The organism is uncultured Brachyspira sp., from assembly GCF_944390845.1.
In the GTDB taxonomy this organism is placed as follows: domain Bacteria; phylum Spirochaetota; class Brachyspiria; order Brachyspirales; family Brachyspiraceae; genus Brachyspira; species Brachyspira pulli.
Genome location: NZ_CALXRM010000054.1, coordinates 1 through 23,453 on the forward strand (window position 1 = coordinate 1; position 23,453 = coordinate 23,453).

At 25.4% G+C, this 23,453-nt stretch carries 17 protein-coding genes and 1 pseudogene; 9 read left to right on the forward strand and 9 right to left on the reverse strand.

Features of this window, described 5'->3' with window-relative positions; genetic code table 11:
* The first annotated feature begins 521 nt into the window (after positions 1 to 521).
* Positions 522 to 860, forward strand: a complete 339-nt coding sequence (locus tag Q0K52_RS10660; protein WP_297299244.1) for a DUF1232 domain-containing protein — start codon at positions 522 to 524, stop codon at positions 858 to 860.
* A gap of 295 nt (positions 861 to 1,155) precedes the next feature.
* On the forward strand, positions 1,156 to 3,192 hold the full coding sequence (locus tag Q0K52_RS10665) for a tetratricopeptide repeat protein (RefSeq protein WP_297299246.1): 2,037 nt from the start codon (positions 1,156 to 1,158) through the stop codon (positions 3,190 to 3,192).
* Between the two features lie 276 nt (positions 3,193 to 3,468).
* Here the strand turns inward: Q0K52_RS10665 and Q0K52_RS10670 are convergent.
* The 4 genes and pseudogenes from Q0K52_RS10670 to Q0K52_RS10685 form a co-directional block, all read right to left on the reverse strand.
* Positions 3,469 to 4,479 (reverse strand): annotated as a pseudogene (locus Q0K52_RS10670) (Rpn family recombination-promoting nuclease/putative transposase).
* Between the two features lie 125 nt (positions 4,480 to 4,604).
* A complete protein-coding gene (locus tag Q0K52_RS10675; RefSeq protein ID WP_297299247.1) occupies positions 4,605 to 5,903 on the reverse strand; it encodes a glutamate-5-semialdehyde dehydrogenase in 1,299 nt (432 codons plus the stop codon).
* 26 nt (positions 5,904 to 5,929) lie between these two features.
* Positions 5,930 to 6,802, reverse strand: a complete 873-nt coding sequence (locus tag Q0K52_RS10680; RefSeq protein ID WP_297299249.1) for a 50S ribosomal protein L11 methyltransferase — start codon at positions 6,800 to 6,802, stop codon at positions 5,930 to 5,932.
* 28 nt (positions 6,803 to 6,830) lie between these two features.
* Entirely contained in the window at positions 6,831 to 8,813 is a 1,983-nt protein-coding gene (locus tag Q0K52_RS10685) for a DUF4954 family protein (protein WP_297299251.1), read from the reverse strand.
* A 263-nt stretch (positions 8,814 to 9,076) separates the two neighbouring features.
* On the opposite strand from Q0K52_RS10685, the gene Q0K52_RS10690 reads away from it, so the two are divergent.
* From Q0K52_RS10690 to Q0K52_RS10710, 5 genes are all read left to right on the forward strand, one after another.
* Positions 9,077 to 9,478 (forward strand): helix-turn-helix transcriptional regulator, encoded by a 402-nt coding sequence (locus Q0K52_RS10690; protein WP_297299253.1) that lies wholly within the window; start codon positions 9,077 to 9,079, stop codon positions 9,476 to 9,478.
* Complete coding sequence (locus Q0K52_RS10695; RefSeq protein ID WP_297299256.1) at positions 9,465 to 11,408, forward strand: heavy metal translocating P-type ATPase; 1,944 nt, start codon at positions 9,465 to 9,467, stop codon at positions 11,406 to 11,408. The genes Q0K52_RS10690 and Q0K52_RS10695 overlap by 14 nt, the downstream gene beginning before the upstream one ends.
* Positions 11,409 to 11,566: 158 nt before the next feature.
* Positions 11,567 to 12,739 (forward strand): site-specific DNA-methyltransferase, encoded by a 1,173-nt coding sequence (locus tag Q0K52_RS10700; protein ID WP_297277735.1) that lies wholly within the window; start codon positions 11,567 to 11,569, stop codon positions 12,737 to 12,739.
* Positions 12,726 to 13,598, forward strand: a complete 873-nt coding sequence (locus Q0K52_RS10705) for a CfrBI family restriction endonuclease (RefSeq protein WP_297299257.1) — start codon at positions 12,726 to 12,728, stop codon at positions 13,596 to 13,598. The genes Q0K52_RS10700 and Q0K52_RS10705 overlap by 14 nt, the downstream gene beginning before the upstream one ends.
* Before the next feature lie 27 nt (positions 13,599 to 13,625).
* Positions 13,626 to 16,280, forward strand: a complete 2,655-nt coding sequence (locus tag Q0K52_RS10710; protein WP_297299259.1) for a valine--tRNA ligase — start codon at positions 13,626 to 13,628, stop codon at positions 16,278 to 16,280.
* Positions 16,281 to 16,701: 421 nt separating this feature from the next.
* Here Q0K52_RS10710 and Q0K52_RS10715 read toward each other — a convergent pair whose 3' ends face one another.
* The 4 genes from Q0K52_RS10715 to Q0K52_RS10730 form a co-directional block, all read right to left on the reverse strand.
* Positions 16,702 to 16,968, reverse strand: a complete 267-nt coding sequence (locus tag Q0K52_RS10715; protein ID WP_048594020.1) for a Txe/YoeB family addiction module toxin — start codon at positions 16,966 to 16,968, stop codon at positions 16,702 to 16,704.
* Entirely contained in the window at positions 16,961 to 17,242 is a 282-nt protein-coding gene (locus Q0K52_RS10720; RefSeq protein ID WP_297299262.1) for a type II toxin-antitoxin system RelB/DinJ family antitoxin, read from the reverse strand. Before Q0K52_RS10720 ends, Q0K52_RS10715 begins: the two co-directional genes overlap by 8 nt.
* Before the next feature lie 132 nt (positions 17,243 to 17,374).
* On the reverse strand, positions 17,375 to 18,718 hold the full coding sequence (locus Q0K52_RS10725; protein ID WP_297299264.1) for an MATE family efflux transporter: 1,344 nt from the start codon (positions 18,716 to 18,718) through the stop codon (positions 17,375 to 17,377).
* A gap of 244 nt (positions 18,719 to 18,962) precedes the next feature.
* Entirely contained in the window at positions 18,963 to 19,796 is an 834-nt protein-coding gene (locus Q0K52_RS10730; RefSeq protein ID WP_297299266.1) for a class I SAM-dependent methyltransferase, read from the reverse strand.
* 429 nt (positions 19,797 to 20,225) lie between these two features.
* On the opposite strand from Q0K52_RS10730, the gene Q0K52_RS10735 reads away from it, so the two are divergent.
* Both Q0K52_RS10735 and Q0K52_RS10740 read left to right on the forward strand, forming a co-directional pair.
* Positions 20,226 to 20,981 carry a hypothetical protein gene (locus Q0K52_RS10735; RefSeq protein WP_297299268.1) on the forward strand — a complete coding sequence of 252 codons (756 nt, stop codon included), beginning with the start codon at positions 20,226 to 20,228 and terminating at the stop codon, positions 20,979 to 20,981.
* 105 nt (positions 20,982 to 21,086) lie between these two features.
* Positions 21,087 to 21,662: a phosphoglycerate mutase family protein gene (locus Q0K52_RS10740; RefSeq protein ID WP_297299269.1), complete on the forward strand. Its 576-nt coding sequence runs from the start codon at positions 21,087 to 21,089 to the stop codon at positions 21,660 to 21,662.
* A 43-nt stretch (positions 21,663 to 21,705) separates the two neighbouring features.
* On the opposite strand, the gene Q0K52_RS10745 is transcribed toward Q0K52_RS10740, so the two are convergent.
* Positions 21,706 to 22,542: a glycosyltransferase family 2 protein gene (locus tag Q0K52_RS10745; RefSeq protein ID WP_297299271.1), complete on the reverse strand. Its 837-nt coding sequence runs from the start codon at positions 22,540 to 22,542 to the stop codon at positions 21,706 to 21,708.
* Between the last annotated feature and the right edge of the window lie 911 nt (positions 22,543 to 23,453).

Below are 23,453 nucleotides of genomic sequence, written 5' to 3' on the forward strand. Positions count from 1 at the left end.
TTGTTTATCTTTACTTAATTTACTTCGTTTCATACTTAAATTTTAACAAATTTAAGTTATCTAGGACAGCCCCTTAACTTTTTATAATAAAGATGGTTCATCTAGCACTCATTATATTCAGAATTGGGAGAATGATAAATATGATGAAAAAAGATATTATGAATTAGTTATACCTAATCTTCCAGTGATAGGAAGCATAATATTTTATTTTAAAAGTGAAACAGAATGTGAAATAAGTTATGGTGCTGATTCTAGTAAAATTTACTATTACGAAAAATATAATTAATAAATAATTTAATAAAGATATTTAAGTACATATTATCAGCTTTAATAAGGCTTTTGATATGTACTTTTTTTATTGTTGTATATTATAATAAATATTGATAAATAATTATTATATTGTATAATACTGTGGTAAATTTAATTGTGTTTAGAATATATGTAATTTTATTTTTGTTAAATTTGTATTCATTGAACAATTGTTTTCATTTTTATTAATAATATAAAATAGGAGTTTTTTTATGAGTGAATATAATAACTACAATGATAATTCCAGTCAGCCGTCAAAACCAGCACAATCTGGAATAATGCCTTGGATACCTTTAATATTAGCTATTGTCTATACTGTTTCACCAGTGGATTTAGTTCCTGATGTTTTGCCTGTTGTTGGTTGGTTTGAAGACGCTTTATTATTGATTGTGGGTGCTCTTAATGGTGTACAAAATGGTGTAGTTGATTCAAATAGTTCATTATCAAAATTAATTAAATATATAAAATGGGGGCTTCTTATAATTGGAGGAATAGGAATTGTAATAATAGTTCTTTTGGCTGTTTTAGTTTTTAAGGTTGCTGCAAATTAAAAACTATTTTTATTAAAATATTTTATTTATTTTATAACAAAAACAAGGGGAATAAACCTCTTGTTTTTATTTTATATACATTAAATATGTAATATTGACAGACAAGTATTATTATATATACTAATTTCATGAAATATTAATTTAAGGTTTATTTTATGTTAAAAAATCAAATAAAAATTTTGACAAACTTTATTAATTATTTTTTCAATAAAAAACTAAATTTTTGAAAATGCTTAATATATTAATGTCTTTATTTTAGTATTTCAAGCAATTATAATTAAAAAAGAGTATAATTATGAATTTTACACATCAAGAACAAGATTATTATGAACTTATAATAGATATGTTAGATGATGGTACTATAGAAGAAAGTGAAAGAGCTTTATTAAATAAAAGAAAATCGAAATACGGCATATCAGATGAAAGAGCAAAAGAGATAGAAGATTTTGCATTACAAGAAATGAAAAATAAAAATAAACCTAAATTTAATACAGAAGGCGAAAAAGAATATTATGGACTTTTGGAAGATATGCTTGAAGACGGAACTATAGATGAAAGCGGAAGAAAATTATTGAATAAAAGAAAGATCAAGTATGGGTTATCAGATAAAAGAGCAAAAGAATTTGAGTATTATATAAAAGATAGAAAAGGAATATCAAAAAATATTTTGGACAGTTGTTTGATATTGGATAGAAAAAATGTTGATGATGCTATTTTAAATAGTTCTAATGAAGAAAATATAAATGATTTATTTGAACAAGGTAAATCATATTATGAAGATGGTGATTATGAAGAATCTATAAAATGTTTAAGTAAGGCTGTAGCATTAAATCCAAAAAATGCTAGTAATTGGCATTGGTTAGGTACTTCTTATAACCAGAATGGTAATTATGAAGAAGCCATACGATGTTTAAGTAAGGCAATAGAATTAAATCCTAATGATTATTTGAATTGGTATTGGTTAGGTATTTCTTATAATCAGTATGGTAATTATGAGGAATCTATAAAATGTTTAAGTAATGCAGTAGAATTGAACCCTAATGATTATTTAAATTGGTATTGGTTAGGTACTTCTTATAATCAGAATTGTAATTATGAAGAATCTATACGATGTTTAAGTAAGGCAGTAGAATTGAACCCTAATGATTATTTGAATTGGTATAGGTTAGGTATTTCTTATAATCAGTATGGTAATTATGAGGAATCTATAAAATGTTTAAGTAAGGCCGTAGAATTAAATCCAGAAAATGCTAGTAATTGGCATTGGTTAGGTACTTCTTATAATCAGAATTGTAATTATGAGGAATCTATAAAATGTTTAAGTAAGGCCGTAGAATTAAATCCAGAAAATGCTGGTAATTGGCATTGGTTAGGTACTTCTTATAATCAGAATGGCGATTATGAGGAAGCTATACGATGTTTGAATAAGGCCGTAGAATTAAATCCTGATGATGCGAGTAGTTGGAGTTGGTTATGTGAGTGCTATAATAGGAATTGGGAATATGTAAAATCTATAGAAGCAGGTGAAAAAGGATTATCATTAAATCCAGAAAATGCTAGTAATTGGCATTGGTTAGGTACTTCTTATAATCAGAATGGCGATTATGAGGAAGCTATACGATGTTTGAATAAGGCAGTAGAATTAAACCCTAATGATTCGAGTAGTTGGAATTGGTTATGTGAATGCTATAATAGGAATGGCGAATATGTAAAATCTATAGAAGCAGGCGAAAAAGGAGTAGCATTAAATCCTAATAATCAATCTAATTGGCATTGGTTAGGTACTTCTTATAATCAGAATGGTAATTATGAGGAAGCTATACGATGTTTGAATAAGGCAGTAGAATTAAATCCTGATGATGCGAGTAGTTGGAGTTGGTTATGTGATAGTTATAATAAGAATGGCGTATATATAAAATCTATAGAAGCAGGCGAAAAAGGAGTAGTATTAAATCCAGAAAATGCTAGTAATTGGTATTGGTTAGGTACTTCTTATAATCAGAATGGCAATTATGAGGAAGCTATACGATGTTTAAATAAGGCAATAGAATTAGATCCTGATGATGCAAATAGTTGGAATTGGTTATGTAGGAGTTATAATAGGAATGGCGAATATATAAAATCTATAGAAGCAGGTGAAAAAGGGGTAGCATTAAATCCTAATAACCAAACTAATTGGAGTTGGTTAGCTACTTCTTATAATCAAAATGGCGACTATAAAGATGCTATGCGATGTTTCAATAAGGCAGTAGAATTAGATCCTAATGATGTTAATAGTTGGTCTTGTTTAGAAGATCTTATAATAAAAATGTCAATTATGAAGAATCTATAAAATATTTAAATGAAACTGTAGAATGTATTTTTAATGATTCTTATATCTTTGAGTGGTTTGTAGATTCTTATAATAGGATTGGTAAATTTAAAAAGTATGAAAATTCTTATGTCAAAGATTTAGAAATTGAGGAGTATAATCATATTTTCAAGTTAAATATGTATATCCTAAAAGAAAATATATTTATTTTTTATATGTTAAATGTTAATTAAATAATAATGTTAAATAAAAAGGAGGAGCTTTAATAAAAAATTTCTTGCCTTTTTTATAACTTTATTATAGTTCTTCTATTTCTTTTATACTCAAGCCTGTTAATTCACTGATAAGATTTAAATCCATATCTCTAGATTTCATATTTTTAGCCATAGATATTGCTTTATTTTTTTCGCCTTTCTCTATGCCTTGTTCTATGCCTTCTTCTTTTGCTTTTTTTAAATCTAATTCTATACTTTTATCAAAGAAATATGCATCTATTTCACGTTTTTTATATTTATCCATTACAGGAGTATTATTGACGAAAGTATGGCATTTTTTTTCTACTTCTTCAAAGATAGTATTTTCTTTTATTAAATTTGACATATTCTCTCCAATTTATAAATAAAAAATTATTCGCTTTTTGAGTCTAGTAAATAAATTTACTAGACACTCATAATTTTTTATATAAAAGAATTTTACCCAAGAAATGAATTCTTTATGTATATTATCTAAACTTTCTATTGCAGAAATATTTTTTAAATTGAATTTAGGAAGCTCAACAAAATGTAATTGACAATGATCTGTTAAAATTTTATTATTATTTAATTCTTTTAAAACATAGCAATTATGTACTTTATTCTCATCTGTTAGTATAAAGTTTGTAATATTGATACTTACAGTTGGTTTCAATTCATCATAAAATGAACATCTATTTAAACTGCTGCTGTAATTATAAGCCCAATAATATAAAGCTCTTTTTATAAAATCTTCATTTCCTCTAGCTTGAATTTCTATTAATACAGTTATTCCTGTTTCTGTAGTAGCTTTAATATCAACTATAGACTCTTTTTCATCATAATTTTCTGCTATATTAAGGCGACTGCCCGCCTTCGGCGATGGATTTAAAATCTTAATTTTATTAAAAGTTTCAAAGTCTAAATCTTTAAATACAGCATTAATGAAATTTAAAGCTATATTTTCATTGCCTTCATGTGAAAATAAATAGCGTATAAAATAGTCATTAATTCTATTTAAATTATTTATTGTAACTGTTTCATTTAGTATTTGTTTTAATTTCTCTAAATCTTTCATAAGTTTATTATACTAAATTAATTATAAATGTAAAGTTTTTTATTATTACTAGATATGTACTTAATAAAAAAGCTGACAACCGAATTTTCAGCTATCAGCTTTATTGTTGTTATTTATATTATTTTTTATTTTATTCTTTTATGTTTAAAACTTGCTTTATGAGTAACATAGTCATTAACGATTTGATAGTTGCCAAAAATTTTGTATTTGTATATAGTTAAACCTTCCAAACCTACAGGGCCTCTTGCATGAGTTTTGTTTGTTGAAATTCCTACTTCAGCACCGAAACCATATCTGAATCCGTCTGAAAATCTTGTTGAAGCATTGCAGTATACATTAGCAGAATCAACGAATGTCATAAACTTTTCTATATTGTCTTTATTTTCTGATATTATTGAGTCTGTATGATGAGAACCGTATTTGTTAATATGATTGTATGCTTCTTCTGTGTCTGATACTATTTTTAATGATACTTCTTTGTCGCCATATTCAAAATGCCATTCTTTCACTTCGCCTATATCAGATGAAGTTAATATTTTTTTTACTTCAGTATCGCCGTTCATTTTTATTTCATTTTCTTTGAATAAATTATAAAGTTTTGGCAAGTATTCTGAAGCTATATTTTTATTGATAAGTATAGTTTCAACAGCATTGCAGGCACTTGGATATTGAGCCTTTGAATCTAAACATATTTTTAATGCCTTTTCCTGATCAGCAGATTCATCTATATATAAATGACATATACCATCAGCATGTCCTAATACTGGTATATTTGTATTTGATTTTATATACTGTACTAAACTGTTTCCTCCCCTTGGTATTATTAAATCAATATATTTATCCATTGATAATAATTCTTTTATATCCTCTCTGGTGAATACTAAATTAACAGAATTCTTTGGAAATTCTTTTATATTGTTTAGAGTTTCTTCTATTATACTGAATATTGCTTTATTAGTGTTTTCTCCTTCGCTTCCGCCTTTAAGTATAACGGCATTAGATGATTTTATACATAAAGAAGATATTTGAGATATTACATCAGGACGAGCCTCAAATATTACAGCAATAAGTCCAATAGGGCAGGATATTTTTTTTAATACTAAATTGTCATCAAGTTCAGTTTCTAATAATACTTTATTAATAGGGTCTTCCAATTTAACAACATCTCTAATTCCAGAAACAACATCTATTAATTTATTTTCATCTAGTTTTAATCTGTTAAACATAGATTTTGAAATTTTATTTTCATCAAGAAGTTTTTGAGCATATTCCAAATCTTTTTTATTAGCTTCAAATATTTTATTTTTATTTTCTTCTATTTTTTTTGCTATTTCAAGTAAAGCATTATTTTTTATTTCGGTACTAAGTGATTGTAATGTATATGTAGCTTCTTTTGCATTTTGTACTAAATCTATTAACTGCATAATTATCTCCGTTTTGTATTTTTATTTTAATCATTAAGCATCAAAGATACCCAATCATTTTTTGATTTTCTTAAAATTATATTAAGATTATTTTCTCTTATAGCATTTTTCATAAATGATTCTTTTTCTAATAAAATACCAGATAATATTAATGTAGAATCAGGTTTTAAAAGTGCTTTTAAATCCGGAAGTATTTCTATTAAAATATCAGTTTCTATATTGGCAATAACTAAATCAAATTTTAATTTCATGTTGATCAAATCTTTAGCACTTCCAAGCATAACATTATCCAATTTTATGTCATTATAAGAAGCATTATCAAGAGTACAATTAACAGCATCATTATCAATATCTACAGAAGTGATATTTTTTCCTCCAAGTTTATGGGCAAATAATGATAATATTCCGCTTCCGCATCCTATATCAACTATATTTTTAGAAACTATATCATTATTATTCGCATATTCATTAATCATTTCTAGTGCTAGATATGTAGTTTCATGAGTGCCTGTACCGAATGCATATTGTTTTGATATATAAAGAGGATTTTCTATTTTTTCATCATTATTATTGTCTTTAAGGTTTGGAACAATAGTGATATTTCCTACATTGAATGGTTTTAAAAATTCTATGTATGAAGTTAAATATTCTTCAGATCTTAATTGTTTTGTAGTATAACTATAATGTACTATGTTTTTTATGCTTTCTTCTATTATATTTAGATTATATTTTAATATATCTTCATTTTCATTATATATATTAACTATAGTATATTCAGGTTCATTTATAGGAAATTCTATATTAAATCCTAATATATTTAATGTACCGTTTTCTATAACAGCTTCTATTATATCTTCAAATCCTTTTTCTAATTTTATTGATAATGAATATATTAACATAACAACTCCCAAATTTATTATTTAAGTATTATAATATAGAAATGATTTTATTAATATCATTTATTTTGTTTTCCATATCTTTTTTATATTTTATAACGAAAGCATTATCATTAACAGTTCCTCTTACAGCCTCAAAATCTTTTTCCATCATAGTTTTATCATCTATTCCAGAGCTAACCATTTTTGATATATCATATTCTTTCTGAACATCTTTATAAAATATATTGTATGCTTCATCTAATAATGATTTATGTTTTTCTAATAAATTACTTATAGTATTTTTATCAATTGATTTTATATTGTATCTTGATTTTGCCATATTAAGAACCCAAGATTTTTCATCTTCTGAATATAAATTATATAATTTTTCAAATTCTGCTGTTAATGTTTTTATATCATTTATTTTATTATCTTCTAAATCTTTAATAATATTATCTATTCTTTGTTTAGCACATATAAGACCGCCAATATCAACCCAATTTTCAAATATATTATTTTCTTCATATTGTAGATTTGATATTATTTCCTCTATGTTTGTAGAATTGCTAATATATGAAAGTATTTTATTATGTAAATATAAATCTATTGCTATTGAGTATCTTTTAGAATATTTATCTAATGAAGATTTTTTTATTATCATATTTTTATATGTTAAAAATTTTTCATTGTTGTCATTATTTTCTTTTTTTATTTCTTTTAATATAGTTTCTGATTTTAGCATTTTTGAAACAGTATACGGACTGAATACATCAAATATAATTAAATCTTTTTTATCTCCCTTTCTTCTGTCTCTATCTTTCCATTTGTTTTCATCTCTTGAAAGTCCTACACCGAATAAATTTAAAGCAGGTATAAGTCTTGTTTGATGGTATCCATGTTCAGTTATATATGAGAAAGGAAAATCAGAAGTATCAACATTATCATAATGTGCACCTATAACAGTAGAGAAAGATCCTATATGAGAAGGCCATAATATATAAGAGTTACTTCCAGTTTTGCATCCTCTTTCCATAAAACCATGATGGTATGGTCCTAATTTATACATGTGATTGCTTTGATTTGTTCCGCTTCCCGCATTGAAGAAAGAAAAATGACTTGCTATTAATAATGTAGCTTTATGATGTGTAACTGTATAAGGACCAGCAAATATTGAAAACATTTCTCCATGTTCTCCTTCACAGTTTGCAAAAAGAAGTGAATCTTCACATGAGAATTGTCTTCCAAGTTTAACACCTTCACCTATAAAAGCTTTTTTAATAACTGTTCCATCAACAATATGGGCCCCTTTAAGTACTATAGAATCTGTTAATATAACAGATGTTCCTATATATGAAGGGCATTCTTTTGTGCTTATTACAGTTGTATTATTTATTTCATCAGTATTTTCTATTGTGGCATAAGGATCTATTAGAGAATTTTTGATTAGTCTTGCATTTATGATTTTTGCATGTTCTTTTATTTTTCCAAATTTTCTAGTTTTCTGTTTTGTGTATTCATCTATCATAGAATTAATTTTTTCTCGCATTAATTTTTCATGTCTGTATATTGCAACTAAATAAGCTATATGAGAATTAAGTCTATTAAATATTTTTACGCTTCTGCCATTACCTTCCATAATTGGTGAAGTTTCAACTCCATTTCCAAAACTGCTTTTTCCTTCCATATATATAGAACCAGCATTTTCTATGATAACACCTCTTTCTATTTTGTAATTTGCTATGAATCTTCCAACATTATTTATATAAACATTTCCATTAATATATACATCTATTAAAGTTGCTCTATTTATAGAAGCTAATAATTTAACTTTATTATGATATCTTACCATACCATTAAGTGCATTTATTTTTATTTTTCCATGAAACTGAACATCTTTTATTCTGCTTAAGTCTACATTTTTTATTAATATTTTTTCCCATGATTGAGAAGAACAGCCTTGAGATTTTAAAAAATTTATTTCTTCATTTGTAAGATTTCTGAAATCTTTATCCTGCTTTTTAAAAATATACATAACTAAAAATCCTTCAATTATTATTTATTAATCATTATGTTAACTTTTAAAAATATTTAATTTTTTTTGTAAAATTTACAAATTCGTTAAAAAATGAAAAATATTACAGATTATATATTAAAAATGAATAATTTTCTATTATTTTTATTTACTATATTATTTTAATATTTGCTGAATTTTTTTAAAAATTTAGTAATTACTATTGACTTAATCGTTATATAAGTATATTATAATATTCTAATATACTTATATAAGGGGCTAAAATGAATAAAAATAATAAAATTGATATTTCTGAAGAAGATATAATTGATAAATCAAGCAATTATGATGATTGCGAAGTTAATGTTACAGATGCAAATATATCTTCACTCATTCCAAAACTTCCAAATGACGAGGAATTTTCACTTTTAGCTGATTTCTTTTCTGTATTTTCTGATCCTACTAGATTGAAAATAATATCTGCTTTGAGCGAAAAAGAATTATGTGTGCATGAATTATCATCATTACTCGACATGAAACAGCCTTCTGTATCTCAGCATTTAAAGATGCTGTGGCAGGCAAAGGTAGTGAAAAAAAGAAAAGTCGGGCTTCATGTATTTTACAGATTAGATGATGAACATATAGAAAAAATTTATACTTGGGGGTATGAACATGTTAAAGAATAAAGAAAGACTTTTATTTTTATCAGAAATTTTTTTAGGACTTATAGTATTAGTATTATTATATAGTTTACATAATAATATACATGGAACTATAGAGTATGCTATTTTCTTTATACCATATTTGATTTTAGGAAGAGATGTATTCAAAAATGCGGCTATAGATTTTATTAAAGGAAAATTCATGCGTGAAAGTTTTCTTATGAGTATTGCTACAGTCGGAGCTATTATACTTCATGAACTTCCTGAAGCATTAGCAGTACTTATGTTTTATAGAGTAGGTGAATACTTTGAAGATATGGCAGTTGATAAATCTAAACGTACAATAGCAGCATTAATGGCGATAAGACCAGATTCTGCGAATATTATAAGAGAAAACGGAAATGTTGAAAAAGTTGATATATCTGAAGTACATATTAATGATAATATAATAATAAATCCTTTTGAGAAAGTACCTCTTGATTCTATTATATATGAAGGTGAAAGCTGGATTGATACTAAAGCTTTAACTGGTGAGAGTATGCCTAGAAGTGTTAAAATTAATGATGAAATTTTAGCTGGTACTATTAATGGTGATAATACTATAAAGGCAAAAGTTATAAGAGCTTACGGAGAATCATCTATAGCTAAAATATTAAAACTTGTTCAGGATTCACAAAATAGAAAAGCTAATATTGAACAATTTATTAGTAAATTTGCCGGCGTATATACTCCTATAGTTGTGTTTGGGGCAATTTTCCTTACTGTAATACCAACATTAATATATGGAAAAGAAGTTTTTGGTAATTGGTTTCAGCGTTCTTTAACTTTATTAGTAGTATCTTGTCCTTGTGCATTTATGGTTGGCATTCCTTTGACATACTTTGCTTCTATAGGAAGAGCTTCTAAATTTGGAATAATGGTTAAAGGCGGAGTATTTTTAGATTTGCTTGCTAAAGTTGATAAAGTTATTTTTGATAAAACAGGTACCCTTACAAAAGGAGAATTTTCTATAAGGGATATACATAATACAGGACTATATGATGATGAAACTTTATTAAAATATGCAGCTTATGCTGAAACTGGTTCTTCTCACCCAATTGCAGTATCAATAGTTGAGCATTATAAAAATCATCATAAAGGCATTATAAATGATAGTTTAATATCAAACCATAAAGATATAAGCGGAAAAGGTGCTTCATCAATAGTTGAAAGTAAAAATATATTGATAGGCGGAATTGATTTATTAAAACAAAATAATATTGAAATATCAGAAATCAAAGAAAATATCAATGTTCATATAGCTATAGATTCAAAATATGCTGGAGGATTTTTCATTGATGACAGTGTGAAAGATGATACAAAAGAAGCTATTGATTTATTGAATTCGATGAACATAAAAACTGCATTGATAAGCGGCGATAATGTTAACAGAGTAGAAGCATTTGCAAAAGAAATGAATATACAATCATTCAAAGGAGGCTGTTTGCCTGAAGATAAAGTAAATGTATTAGAAGAAATGATGAAGGATTCTAAAGCTTCAATATTCGTAGGCGATGGTATAAATGATGCCCCTTCTTTGGCACGTGCTGATGTAGGTATAGCTATGGGAGGACTTGGTTCTGATGCTGCTATAGAAAATGCTGATGTTGTTATTATGGACGATAAGCCTTCAAAAGTTGCTACTGCCATAAAATTAGCTAAAAAGAATCATACTGTAGTATTACAGAATATACTTTTAGCATTAGTAATAAAATTTGGAGCTATTATTTTAGGAGCTTTAGGACTTGCTTCTATGTGGCTTGCTATTTTCGCTGATACAGGTGTTACTATGATAGTAGTATTGAATGCTTTAAGACTTCTTTATCCTTTAGGTGAAAAGGAAGAGTCTGTTAATATAGATACTAAGAATTGTGATATAAAAGTAGGCAGCTGTAATTGCGGATGTGATCATTAAATAATTTTTGTCAATTAATTTAAGAGATGTGTATATATTAAATTATACTCATCTCTTTTTTATATTTTAATATTTTATAATTTAAATATATAAAAATTAATAATTGAAAAATATTCTATATAGTATAAAATACTACCATAAAAAAATTAAAGGTAATTATGGTTAATAGTATTATAGTAAAAAATAAATATACACTGTCAGATATTAAAGAATTAGGTTTAAAAAAATCAGATGAAAATTTAGATCTATTAATATCAATGTTTAATTCTAATAATTTTAATATAGAATTAAAAAGAGAAATAGTATCTTCTATAGGTAGACAGAAAAACGATGAAAAAATTTTAAATTTTATAAAAAATAATGTATATTCCTGTAATATTATGGAATTGGTATATCAGATGTATCGTACTTGTTTATATAAACAAAAAAATAATTATGACTTCTATAAATTAGGAGATGATATTTATAATTATTTTGATAATGAAGTTTTAATAAAAATGAAAGAATATTATGAATATAAAAGTAAATCTTTATCATCTAATACAAATAGAATTAAAAAAATAACCAAGCCTACTTTGTTATGTGGAGATAATATAAATACTATAAAAAAAATTCCAGATGCTGAAGTACAGCTTATATTTACATCTCCACCATATTATAATGCTAGAGAATATTCAAATTATAAATCATATAAAGAATATTTAAATAAAATGTTTTTAACATTAAATGAGTGTAATAGAGTTTTAGAAGACGGAAGATTCATAATAATTAATATTTCTCCTGTTATAACAAAAAGGGTTGGTAGAGAATTTGAAAGTATTAGATATCCTATACATTTTGATTTTCATAATTTATTATTAAAATCAAATTTTTATTTTGTTGATGAAATACAATGGATAAAACCAGAAGTTACAGTAAAGAATAGAAATGGAGGATATCAACAAACTAGAATGCCTTTATCTTATAAGCCCAATTGTATAAATGAAAGCATTATGGTATATCGCAAAAATTCTAATTTTTTATTAGATAAAAATATAAAAAAATATAGTAAATCATTAGCAAATGATAAAAATATTCCTATTGATACATCAAATTGTTGGTATATATCTCCAAAATCAAGTAGAGCACATCCTGCAGTTTTTCCAGAAGAATTATGCAGAAAAATTTTAACATATTATTCTTTTAAATATGATACAGTATTAGATCCATTTGCTGGTATAGGTACCTTTGGTAAAGTTGCTTTAGAAATGGAAAGATTACCAATACTATGTGAAATAAATAAAAAATATTATGATATCATATTAGATGGAGGTTTTTATGATGAAATTTGAAGATAAGATAATAAATGATACTGTAGAAAAACTTATTAATGGAGATGATTATCGTAGTGAAATAATAAATGCTATAAATGCTCAATTTTTTGATTTTTCTGTAAAGTTCTTTAAAGATATAGTTGAAGCAAAATTGAATAGTAATTCAATTGATTTAGAATGGTATAAAAAATATTTTATAGTTAGAGATGATTTGAAAACTGAAGATATAGCTATTTACGCTGGTATGAATAAAAAAACTATAAATAATATACATGGAAGTGCAACAAAAGAAATTGTGTTAGATGTATCAAAATCAAATTTTGATTATCTTACATCTTTAATAGATGAATTAAGTATAGATAATAACGATAAATTATATGTACAGATAAAAATCACATATAATAATGTATCCGTAGAATTATCATTAACTGAAAGTTTATTAGTAATAAATGCTTTGGCTACAAAAAAAATTGCTATACGCGGTGGTGCTTGGTCTTCAATTGGTAAAAAAGTAGAAAAACCATTGATGTTAAAATTATGTGAATTATGCGATGTAAAAAAGAGTAGTATTAATTCTGAAGTTTTTAAAAAAGATGGTAATTTGGATTTTGATAGAGAAGTTGATTTTAAAATCTTGGCAAAAGATAATAAATGGTTAAGATGTGAAGTAAAATTGATGGGTAAAGGAAATCCAGAATCAGCTGATGCAGTTATAGCTCGTAACTCTGATATTTTTGTTGCCGATACTTTAAGTGAGCAAAATAAAAAGCAATTATCAAAATTAGATATAGAATATTTGGAATTAAAAAATCATTATAAAAATGATATAATAAATAAATTTAATGAAATATTAAAAAAATTAGATGTAAAAAAATAATATATAAAATATTGGAGGAAAAAGAGTATGAAACATACTTTAGAAGGGTCATATACCCCTAAAAATATTGAAGACAAATTATATAAATTCTGGAAGGAAAGCGGTTTTTTCCATGCTGTTATGGATAAAAATAAAGAACCATATTCTATAGTCATACCTCCTCCAAATGTTACAGGCGTTCTTCATATGGGACATGGTCTTAATAATACACTTCAGGATATATTAATAAGATTCCATAGAATGCTTGGAAAATGTACTTTATGGATGCCTGGTACTGATCATGCTGGTATCGCCACTCAAAACGTAGTAGAGAGAAGATTAAAAGCAGAAGGCAAAAATAAATACGATTTAGGAAGAGAAGAATTTGTTAAAAAAACTTGGGAAGTAGCTAATGATCACCATTCTACTATAATAAAACAATTAGAAAAAATAGGCTGTTCATGCGATTGGGATAGAGAAAGATTTACTCTTGATGAAGGTTTAAGCAATGCTGTTAGAGAAGTATTCGTTGAGCTTTATAATCAAGGTTTAATATATAGAGGAAAATATCTTATTAACTATTGTCCTAGCTGCGGTACTGCTTTAGCTAATGATGAAGTAGAACATGAAGAAGTAGCAGGTGCTTTATATCATGTTAAATACCAAATAGAAGGAAAGGACGAGTACATTGAAATAGCTACTACAAGACCAGAAACTATTTTGGCCGACGTTGCTATTGCTGTTCACCCTGAAGATGAAAGATATGCACATCTTACAGAACAAGATGTTTTAATACTTCCTATAGTAGGCAGAAAATTAAGATTAGTAAAAGATACTTATGTTGATAAAGAGTTCGGTACAGGAGCTTTAAAAATTACACCTGCACATGACCCTAATGACTTTGCTATAGCTCAAAGACATAATTTAGAAATAATAAATATACTTAATGCTGACGGAACATTTAATGAAAATACTCCAGCTAATTATCAAGGTAAAACAGTTAAAGAGGCTAGAGCTTTAATTTTAAAAGAACTTGAGGAAATTGGTGCATTCGTTGGAAAGGATAATATTAAACACCAAGTAGGACACTGTTACAGATGTCATAATGTTGTAGAGCCATATTACAGCGATCAATGGTTTGTAAAAATGAAGCCTTTAGCAGAAAAAGCATATAAGGCAGTTAATGACGGCAATACAAAAATTTATCCGGAAAGATGGATTAATACTTATAATCACTGGATGACTGATATTAGAGATTGGTGTATAAGCAGACAATTATGGTGGGGACATAGAATTCCTGTTTGGTACTGTGATGATTGCGGCGAGATGATGGTATCAAAAACAGATGTTACAGAATGTAGTAAATGTAAATCTAAAAATATTCATCAAGATGAAGATGTACTTGATACTTGGTTCTCTTCTTGGTTATGGCCTTTCTCTACTTTCGGATGGCCAGAGAAGAATGAAGAATTAGAATATTTCTATCCTACTACAGCACTTGTTACAGGTTATGATATATTATTCTTCTGGGTTGCTAGAATGATTATGGCAGGAACTCATTTTATGAATGATGTACCTTTCAAAGATGTTTATCTTAACGGCCTTATAAGAGATAAAATCGGAAGAAAAATGTCTAAGAGTTTAGGAAATGGTATTGACCCGATAGAAATCATTGATGAGCATGGTGCTGATGCTTTCAGATTTACTTTATCATTCATAACTTCATTAGGCGGTCAGGATATTTGGCTTGACAGAGAACTTTTCAAAATGGGTGGAAAGTTTGCTAATAAAATCTACAACAGTGCTAAATATATTTTTGGAAATATTGATGATAATATAAATATAAAAGATTTAGACAGCTACACTCTTGAAAATAAAGATAAATGGATATTATCAAGACTTCAGAAAGCTATTGAATCAACTACTCAGAAATTAAAAGAGTACAGATTCGATGAGGCTTCTCAAACAATTTATAAATTCTATTGGAATGAATTCTGTGATTGGTACATAGAAATAAGTAAATTTGATTTGAAAGATGAAAGCAAGAAAGAAAAAACTATTGCAGTTCTTTTATATGTACTTGAAGAATCAATGGCTATGATTCACCCATTTATGCCATTCATAACAGAAGAAATTTACTCTAATTTACCAAAGCATAATATTGATTCAAAAGCATTGATTATTAGAGAGTATCCAAAATCTAATGCTAAATATATATTTGAAGATATAGAAAAAGATTTCAACTTAATTCAGGACATAGTGTCAGGAATAAGAAATTCACGTTCATCATTTAATTTGCCTCCAAACAAAAAACTTGATGTAATAATTCGTTATACTTCAGATTATTTCAAAAATACTGCAGAAAGCTATAAGGATATTATATCAGCACTTTCACTTACAGAATCATTGAATATAGTTTTTTCAGCAGAGAGTGAGAGAAATAAAGGTTCATTTGTTAAAGTATTTGAAGGCGGTGAGATAAATGTTAATCTTGTCGGCATAATAGATTTAGAAGCAGAGAAGAAAAGATTAGAAAAAGAAGCAGCTGGCTACAAAAAAGATTTAGAAGCTGTAAACAAAAAACTTTCTAATGAAAACTTTATGAAGAAAGCTAAACAGGAAGCTATTGACACAGAAAACAGAAAGAAAAAAGAGTTTGAAGATAAATTAAAAGGTATAGAGGAAGTTTTATCTTCTCTATAATTTTTAATAATTAAAAATAGTATTTTATAATTAGGGTTTTATCAACGTGAATAGTATACGTATGGTAAAACCCTATTTTTATATTTTATACATATCTATTAAATATTTGGATATACACTTGCACTTTCGCGAAGCGTGCCTGCGGCAGCAACTTTGACGAAGTCCGCAGAGCGTATGCGGCGGGAAAAAGTTGAGAAAGAGATTAAAAAATATAATTGTTTGGATTACAAATAGTAATAAAAAACTTGCCTTATGTTTGTTAATGTAAGTCAAGTTTTTTATTTTAAGTAATTTACTATTGACAAAAAAGTCAAATACTAATTATACAAATTTTATAATGAGTTTTTTATTAAGAAATTTCTAAGCTTTTTCTAAAGTATTTAATCTTATGTAATTTTTATTATTGAAATGATGAAATATTTTAATTATTTTTATAATGAGTTTTACATCCAACTATAAATAAATTATTATCTTCAATATAGTATACTAATCTATGCTCATGATTTATCCGTCTTGAATACAATCCGTTTAATTCACCTTTTAATCTTTCTGGTTTTCCTATACCAATTAATAAACCATTTCTTTCTATATCTTTTATAAGATCATTAATTTTTTGTAATATTTTTTTGTCATTCTTTTGAAAATAAAGATAATCTTCCCAAGCTTTATCATAAAAAATTTTATTCATTCAATAACTCTCTTTTATGTCCTAATCCAGATTTTAATTCTAAATATCCTTCTTTTAAAAATTTTATATTTTCTTCATTGTAGAAATTATCTTCATCATTATCATTTATATCTAATTGTTTAGTTTTTTCTATTTTAAATGGAATAGATTGAGTATTTATAGATGTTCTCAAAAATATATTAATAGCAGTATTAAAATCCAAACCTAGATCATTAAAAAGTTTATCAGCTTCATTTTTTAATTTATCATCAATTTTAATAGTTATTTCTGACATTTATATTGCTCCATAGATATTTAGTATAATATTATTATATATATAAAGTAATTAAATACAATATTATTTTATTAGTTTACCAATTAAAAAATTAAGTCTATATAAAATATATTTATATAGACTTAAAAATAATTAATTTCTAATTAAAACATCAATGCTTCTATTTTTGTATAAGGCTATTGATACAATTAATGTTATAATCTCGCTTATAGGAAGAACCAAAACAAGACCTAAAAATCCGAATATATTTGGTAATGTTAATACTAGTAAAACAGGTAAAATCAAAGTTCTTAAAGCAGCAATCAAAGCAGATGCTCCAGCCTTTTGAATAGAAGTATAATATGCACTCATTATTATATTTATACCAACGCATATAAATATTGGTATAGATGCCCTTACAAAAAACATAGCATCTTCAGAAGTTTTTGAATCAATATTTTTTAATAAAGCATTAACTAATATACTTGGATTTATAAGTAATATTATAGAAGCCGATATTGATAATGATGAAACAAATATCATTCCCATTTTTAGAAAATCTTTCATCTTATTTTTATTTTTAGCCCCATAAGAAATACTTATTAAAGATGATAAAATCTCTCCTATATCGCTTGCAATCATTATGAAAAATGTAATTATATAATTTGCGGCAGAATAAATAAGTATTCCATTGTTTCCTAATATTTTGTATGCTGTTATATTAAATAGCCAAGGTATTATACCAGAAGAAATATTACTTAGAAATTCTGAAAAACCATTTAATATAGCTTTGAATATATAATTCCAGCCTCCATATACTTTTATTATTTTTATTTTGCATTTAGGATTTAAGAAATATGAAAGTCCTATTACAAATGCAATAATATATGAAAAAGCTGTAGCCCAAGCAGCACCTGAAATACCTAATTTTAATACTACTATGAATATAGCATCTAATATTATATTTATTAAAGATGAAGTTATAAACATTAATGAGGCAAACTTTGGAGAACCATTTAGCCTTATAAATTGACTGAATACATAAGCCATTCCCCAAAAGAATACAGCTACAATAACACCATTAATATATTCTAATGAAAAATTATATATGTTTCCATGTGCCCCGAATAATGGAAGCAATGTTTCTCTAAATATATAAATTAATATAAGTACTGGAGTAGTTAAAGTTAAAACAGTTATTAAAGTTTGAGTAAATATTAAACTAGCACGCCTCATATTATTTTCACCTATGCATTTTCCCGCTATAGCAATAGAGCCTAATGTAAGCATAACGTATAATGCAAATGATAAAGCTGTTATTGGCCAAACAATACCTATTGCAGAAAATGCTTCTGACGATATAAAATTTGCTACGAATAAACCGTCTATAAATACTGCTGAACTTTCCATAAGCATTCCAAGCATACTTGGAATTGCATAATTTATAAAGATTTTTTTGCTAGAGTTTTCTTTTAAAACTTTATTATTAAGCTGCATAATACACCCCATAGATAGTATATAGATTTTTATAAAATGTTTTTTATAGATTTAATTGATAGATTTATTAAAAAATAATTAGAATACTTTTGTAAGTGATTTGTATATAAAGAATAATATATTAAGTTTTGAAACAGTAATTATTTTTAAATAGCCTAACATTTATTTAACCCCATTAATAAATTATAGTCCGATTTTGTACTATTTAGTATATGAGATTTTTTTTATTATGTCAAGCCTGTTTTTATTCTTTTGTCTTTCCTATGATAGCCTGCTGACATATATCATTGTATCTTGTATCTCTTTTTCTTTTTTCTATAACAACGATTCCGTCATAGTAATGAATAGAGTAGGCTGAGTCAGTAAAATTATTTGGGTATAAATCATCTTCTTCTGTAGCCCAATATGCATTAAGTGAATCTATCAAATTTTTTGTATATTCTATAAATGAATTAGGATTTTTATATCCGCCTCCGAAATTAGGCCAATATGAAGTATAAACATCTTCGCATAAATAAATACCATCATCTGTTACATGTTCATACATTTCTTCAAATGTTGTAATTTGCTGATTCATTCTATGTCCGCCGTCGTCTATTAAAATATCCAATTTAGGAATTTGGCTTTTTACTTCTTTTAAGAATTCTCTGTCATCTTGAGAGCCTATGAATATTTTTATATTTTCCTGTTCAAATTGCTTACATTTCGGATTTTTATCTATAGCGTATATATTAACATTGGCTTCTGGATTATTATTTCTGAAATATTCTCTCCACATCTTTACAGCTCCGCCGCTTCCAACTCCTATTTCCATCATATTTATGTCTTTTCCTCTGTATTTTGAGAAATGTCTTTCATATATATCAAAAAAAGGTAAATGTTTGAAAATTGCTTCCCCTTTATTATTTAAAAAATAGTTATGCAAGTCAGCTTTATCTTTATTATCAGAGTTTATAAGTATATCTCTGATTATTTCTAATTTTTTTTGATCTTCTTCGCTGTCACTTTTTACTAATAATAGGTTTTTATGTGTTTTTACTCTTAATTTTTTTATTTCAGATTTTTTACCTTTTTTCATTTCTATTCCTTAATTATTTTTTATAAAGCAAGATAAGTTTATACAACAAAATAGCAAATTGTCAAGGATTATATTTTATTATATATTTTTAAATTTTAATGAAACTAAAATATAAAATTATTTTTTATGACTTTGAATTTTTTTAAATTTAAAAACTAATAAATATAAAATTATTTTATAGCTAAATATAGTTATTTAGCTATCTGTTTTTTAAAAATTTACTTAAATGATTGTTTAAATTTTGAATTAAAAAATTGCAAAAATTTTGTATAAAATGAACAATGTTCAGTTAAAGTGCTATTTTTTTATAAATTTTTATGATTTTAGCGAAAAATATTATGAATTATTATGTTTTGATATTGTAAATTATTTTTTACATGTTAAAGTTTTCTATATATTAAAATACTATTTTATTGGAGTTAATGACTTATGAAAAAAATAATACTTTCTGTTTTGATGTTAGTATCCGTTGCTTCAACATCATTTGCAATCGGAGGCGGTTTTGAGTTTATATTGAATGTTCCTGTTGGAATAAGTGTTGGTGTTTATGATTATGATTTAACAGATTGGGCTGAAAGAGAAGATATACTACAGGCTGGAGCATTACGTAATAAATATGGAAGAAATAGCGGAATCGGTTTCGATATAGGAGTTAGTGCACAGCTTGGTTATATGATCAAATTTACTGATAGTATGGGATTGAGTATACTCGGTGAAGTAGGTTATAGCCATGATACTTATTCTTATGTAAGTAAACTTATAAAAAATAATTCTTATACATATTCTTTTGATAGTATACAATTAGGTCTTCTTCCTAAATTCAATATTAAAAACTTTGCTATTGGTATAGGCGGAAGTATAAAAATTCCTTTAGCCGGAAATTATAAACTTAAAACAGATGCAGGAACTGTAGATACAAAACTTGATTCTGATTATATGAAAAGAACTTTTGAAAAACCTGTTATACCATATTTAAAAGTAACATTTGATTATTCTATATTCTTTACAGAAAAAACAGCATTTAATATAGGTTTATATTTAGGTTATGATTTCGGACTAGAACCTAATGTATATAGTATTGATGGAGCTATAGATGGAAATAGATTATTTATAGATGAGGTTTCATATTCTAGTTTTGATGTTGGTTTACAATTAGGATTTAAATTCGGACCTAGTACAAAATAATATATTATAATTTAATTGAATAATAAAGAAATGGCTCATTTAATTTCGGGTCATTTCTTTTTTGTTTTTTTATAAAAAATAATTTTATTAGTTAATGAGGTATTTATGGATAATATTATAAAACTTGCTAATGATAATCAGAAAAAAGCATTTGATATTATAAAAGAACTTGATATTGAAAATGCTTTTAAATCTATTGATGCAAGAGTTAATTTAGTAGGTTCATTAAAAATGGGACTTTTAATGAAAAATAAAGATATAGATTTTCATGTATATACTTCTGAACTTGATATAGAAAAAAGTTTTTATGCAATATCAAAAATATCATCTAATAAGAAAATAAATAATGTAACATATACTAATTTAATAGAAACAGATGAGCATTGTATAGAATGGCATTTATATTATAAAGATACTGAAACTTGGCAGATAGATATTATACATATATTAGAAGGTTCTTATTATGACGGATATTTTGAAAAAGTAGCTTATAATATAATGAGCTCTCTAACAGAGGAAAGACGTAATATAATATTAAAACTTAAATATGAAACTCCTGATAACATGAAAATAATGGGAATAGAGTATTATAAAGCAGTTTTAAAGGATAATATAACAAATTTTGATGAGTTTATCAAATGGAGAGAGAAACAAATATTTAATGGGATAATAGAATTTTAATTAGTATTTTATTAAGATAAAAATAATAATATTAATTTTGATTTTATTTTTTATCCTTGTATACATTTTCTTTTTTTGAAATATTAAATTTAGATAATATATAAACTACACCTATTAAAAATCTCAAAAAATACATTGAAAAAGAATAAATAGGGTGTAATAATAGTTTTTTCCATTTTCCTTTTTCTACATATACACCTATATAACGATAAAACATTCCAAATTGTTTTTTTGTAGTTTCATCATGTCCCCATTTTTTGAAATAATTCTCAAAATTAGAAGCATAGTAACTTTTTTTTACTATATATTGTTTTAATGTATGATTTTCATGATGATATAGAGGAGATTTTATTATGTCAACTTTTCCTATTTCTTTAATACGTCTGTCTATGTCCCAATCTTCTGTACCATTTAAATTTAAGTCAAAACCGCCTATTTTTATGAATGCTTCTTTTCTAAAAAAACGTACTGCATCTATTACTGTTGCATCATAAAAAGAACGTTCAAAACTTCTTACCTTATTAAAAAAACTATTTCCATAAATTTTTTCTGGTATATATATAGCCTGCACATCTTTATTATTTTCAAAAATTTCTAAGCATTCTGTAATAACATTTTCTGACAAAGTCATATCAACATCTAAGAAACCTATTATTTCTCCGCTTGACATTTCAGCACCATAATTCCTTTGAGCAGAACGTTCAGGACCTTTTATGAAAGTTTTAGCCCCTAATTCTTTTGCTATTTCTACTGTTTTGTCAGTTGAATTATTATCTACCAATATTATTTCTGTATCTTTATAATTTGAGTTTTTTACTGCATTTATACAATCAGCAATAAAATTCTCTGAGTTTTTAGTTGTGATTATTATACTTACCATTTATATACCATTTTTATAAAATTGTTTAAATAGTAACTTATAATAGAAAAAATAACAATATAATGCTGTTAAAAACTGTGTTTAATAGATATAGATAAACGTACTTTTTGTTAAAAAGTTAGGTTTTTATTTAATTGAATTATTAAAATAAAAGTAATAATATATGAAACAATATAATATAAATCGAAGAAACATAGTAGAAACTATTAATAAAATAAAAAGGTATAGTATTTAGTATTACTATTAGAACTTGTTATTATCATGATAAAAATAAAAAATATATACCATAAAATAATAGCAGATATAAAATAATAAAATTTAGTAAGAAGTATAAATATTGTAAAAGTAAAACTAAGGAAATATTAGAAAAAGAAAATATACAAAATTTAGTATTCTAAAATTATTTTATTATAGTTATAAAATATATTGATATGTTTATGGTATAAGCTTGTCTAATATTTCTATTTTTTTATATGAATGTTCAAGGTATTTTAAGTTTATGGCTTAACATAGTAGGATTAAAAATTATAAAAAATAATGTAGATGATTGTATTTTATACTATAAATAAAAAATAAATTTAAAACTAATTAAAATATTTATTGTGATTTGTTTTGTATGTATTAATTATAATAATATATTTATGAATCTTGCTAATTATTAAATATAATTTTAGTTTAAATATATTGACTTTTATATTTTTTATGTTATTATACGTACTAATAGGATTTATTGAGGTTTGATAATGTACTTATTAGAAAATATTTTTATGTTCATTTATTCCTATAACAATTTTTATTTTCCCGAGACAGTCTCTCTATAATAAACCGTGAGTTTATACTGAAAATTTTTAAGTTTGTCAATTTTTTTAATATATTGTATAATAATAATATGGATTTTAATTTAACAGACG

Bases quoted from the DNA above. Each gene is read 5' to 3' on its own strand.
- Q0K52_RS10660 (WP_297299244.1), top strand. From the start codon at position 522: ATGAGTGAATATAATAACTACAATGATAATTCCAGTCAGCCGTCAAAA.
- Q0K52_RS10665 (WP_297299246.1), top strand. From the start codon at position 1,156: ATGAATTTTACACATCAAGAACAAGATTATTATGAACTTATAATAGAT.
- Q0K52_RS10675 (WP_297299247.1), bottom strand. From the start codon at position 5,903: ATGCAGTTAATAGATTTAGTACAAAATGCAAAAGAAGCTACATATACA.
- Q0K52_RS10680 (WP_297299249.1), bottom strand. From the start codon at position 6,802: ATGTTAATATATTCATTATCAATAAAATTAGAAAAAGGATTTGAAGAT.
- Q0K52_RS10685 (WP_297299251.1), bottom strand. From the start codon at position 8,813: ATGTATATTTTTAAAAAGCAGGATAAAGATTTCAGAAATCTTACAAAT.
- Q0K52_RS10690 (WP_297299253.1), top strand. From the start codon at position 9,077: ATGAATAAAAATAATAAAATTGATATTTCTGAAGAAGATATAATTGAT.
- Q0K52_RS10695 (WP_297299256.1), top strand. From the start codon at position 9,465: ATGTTAAAGAATAAAGAAAGACTTTTATTTTTATCAGAAATTTTTTTA.
- Q0K52_RS10700 (WP_297277735.1), top strand. From the start codon at position 11,567: ATGGTTAATAGTATTATAGTAAAAAATAAATATACACTGTCAGATATT.
- Q0K52_RS10705 (WP_297299257.1), top strand. From the start codon at position 12,726: ATGATGAAATTTGAAGATAAGATAATAAATGATACTGTAGAAAAACTT.
- Q0K52_RS10710 (WP_297299259.1), top strand. From the start codon at position 13,626: ATGAAACATACTTTAGAAGGGTCATATACCCCTAAAAATATTGAAGAC.
- Q0K52_RS10715 (WP_048594020.1), bottom strand. From the start codon at position 16,968: ATGAATAAAATTTTTTATGATAAAGCTTGGGAAGATTATCTTTATTTT.
- Q0K52_RS10720 (WP_297299262.1), bottom strand. From the start codon at position 17,242: ATGTCAGAAATAACTATTAAAATTGATGATAAATTAAAAAATGAAGCT.
- Q0K52_RS10725 (WP_297299264.1), bottom strand. From the start codon at position 18,718: ATGCAGCTTAATAATAAAGTTTTAAAAGAAAACTCTAGCAAAAAAATC.
- Q0K52_RS10730 (WP_297299266.1), bottom strand. From the start codon at position 19,796: ATGAAAAAAGGTAAAAAATCTGAAATAAAAAAATTAAGAGTAAAAACA.
- Q0K52_RS10735 (WP_297299268.1), top strand. From the start codon at position 20,226: ATGAAAAAAATAATACTTTCTGTTTTGATGTTAGTATCCGTTGCTTCA.
- Q0K52_RS10740 (WP_297299269.1), top strand. From the start codon at position 21,087: ATGGATAATATTATAAAACTTGCTAATGATAATCAGAAAAAAGCATTT.
- Q0K52_RS10745 (WP_297299271.1), bottom strand. From the start codon at position 22,542: ATGGTAAGTATAATAATCACAACTAAAAACTCAGAGAATTTTATTGCT.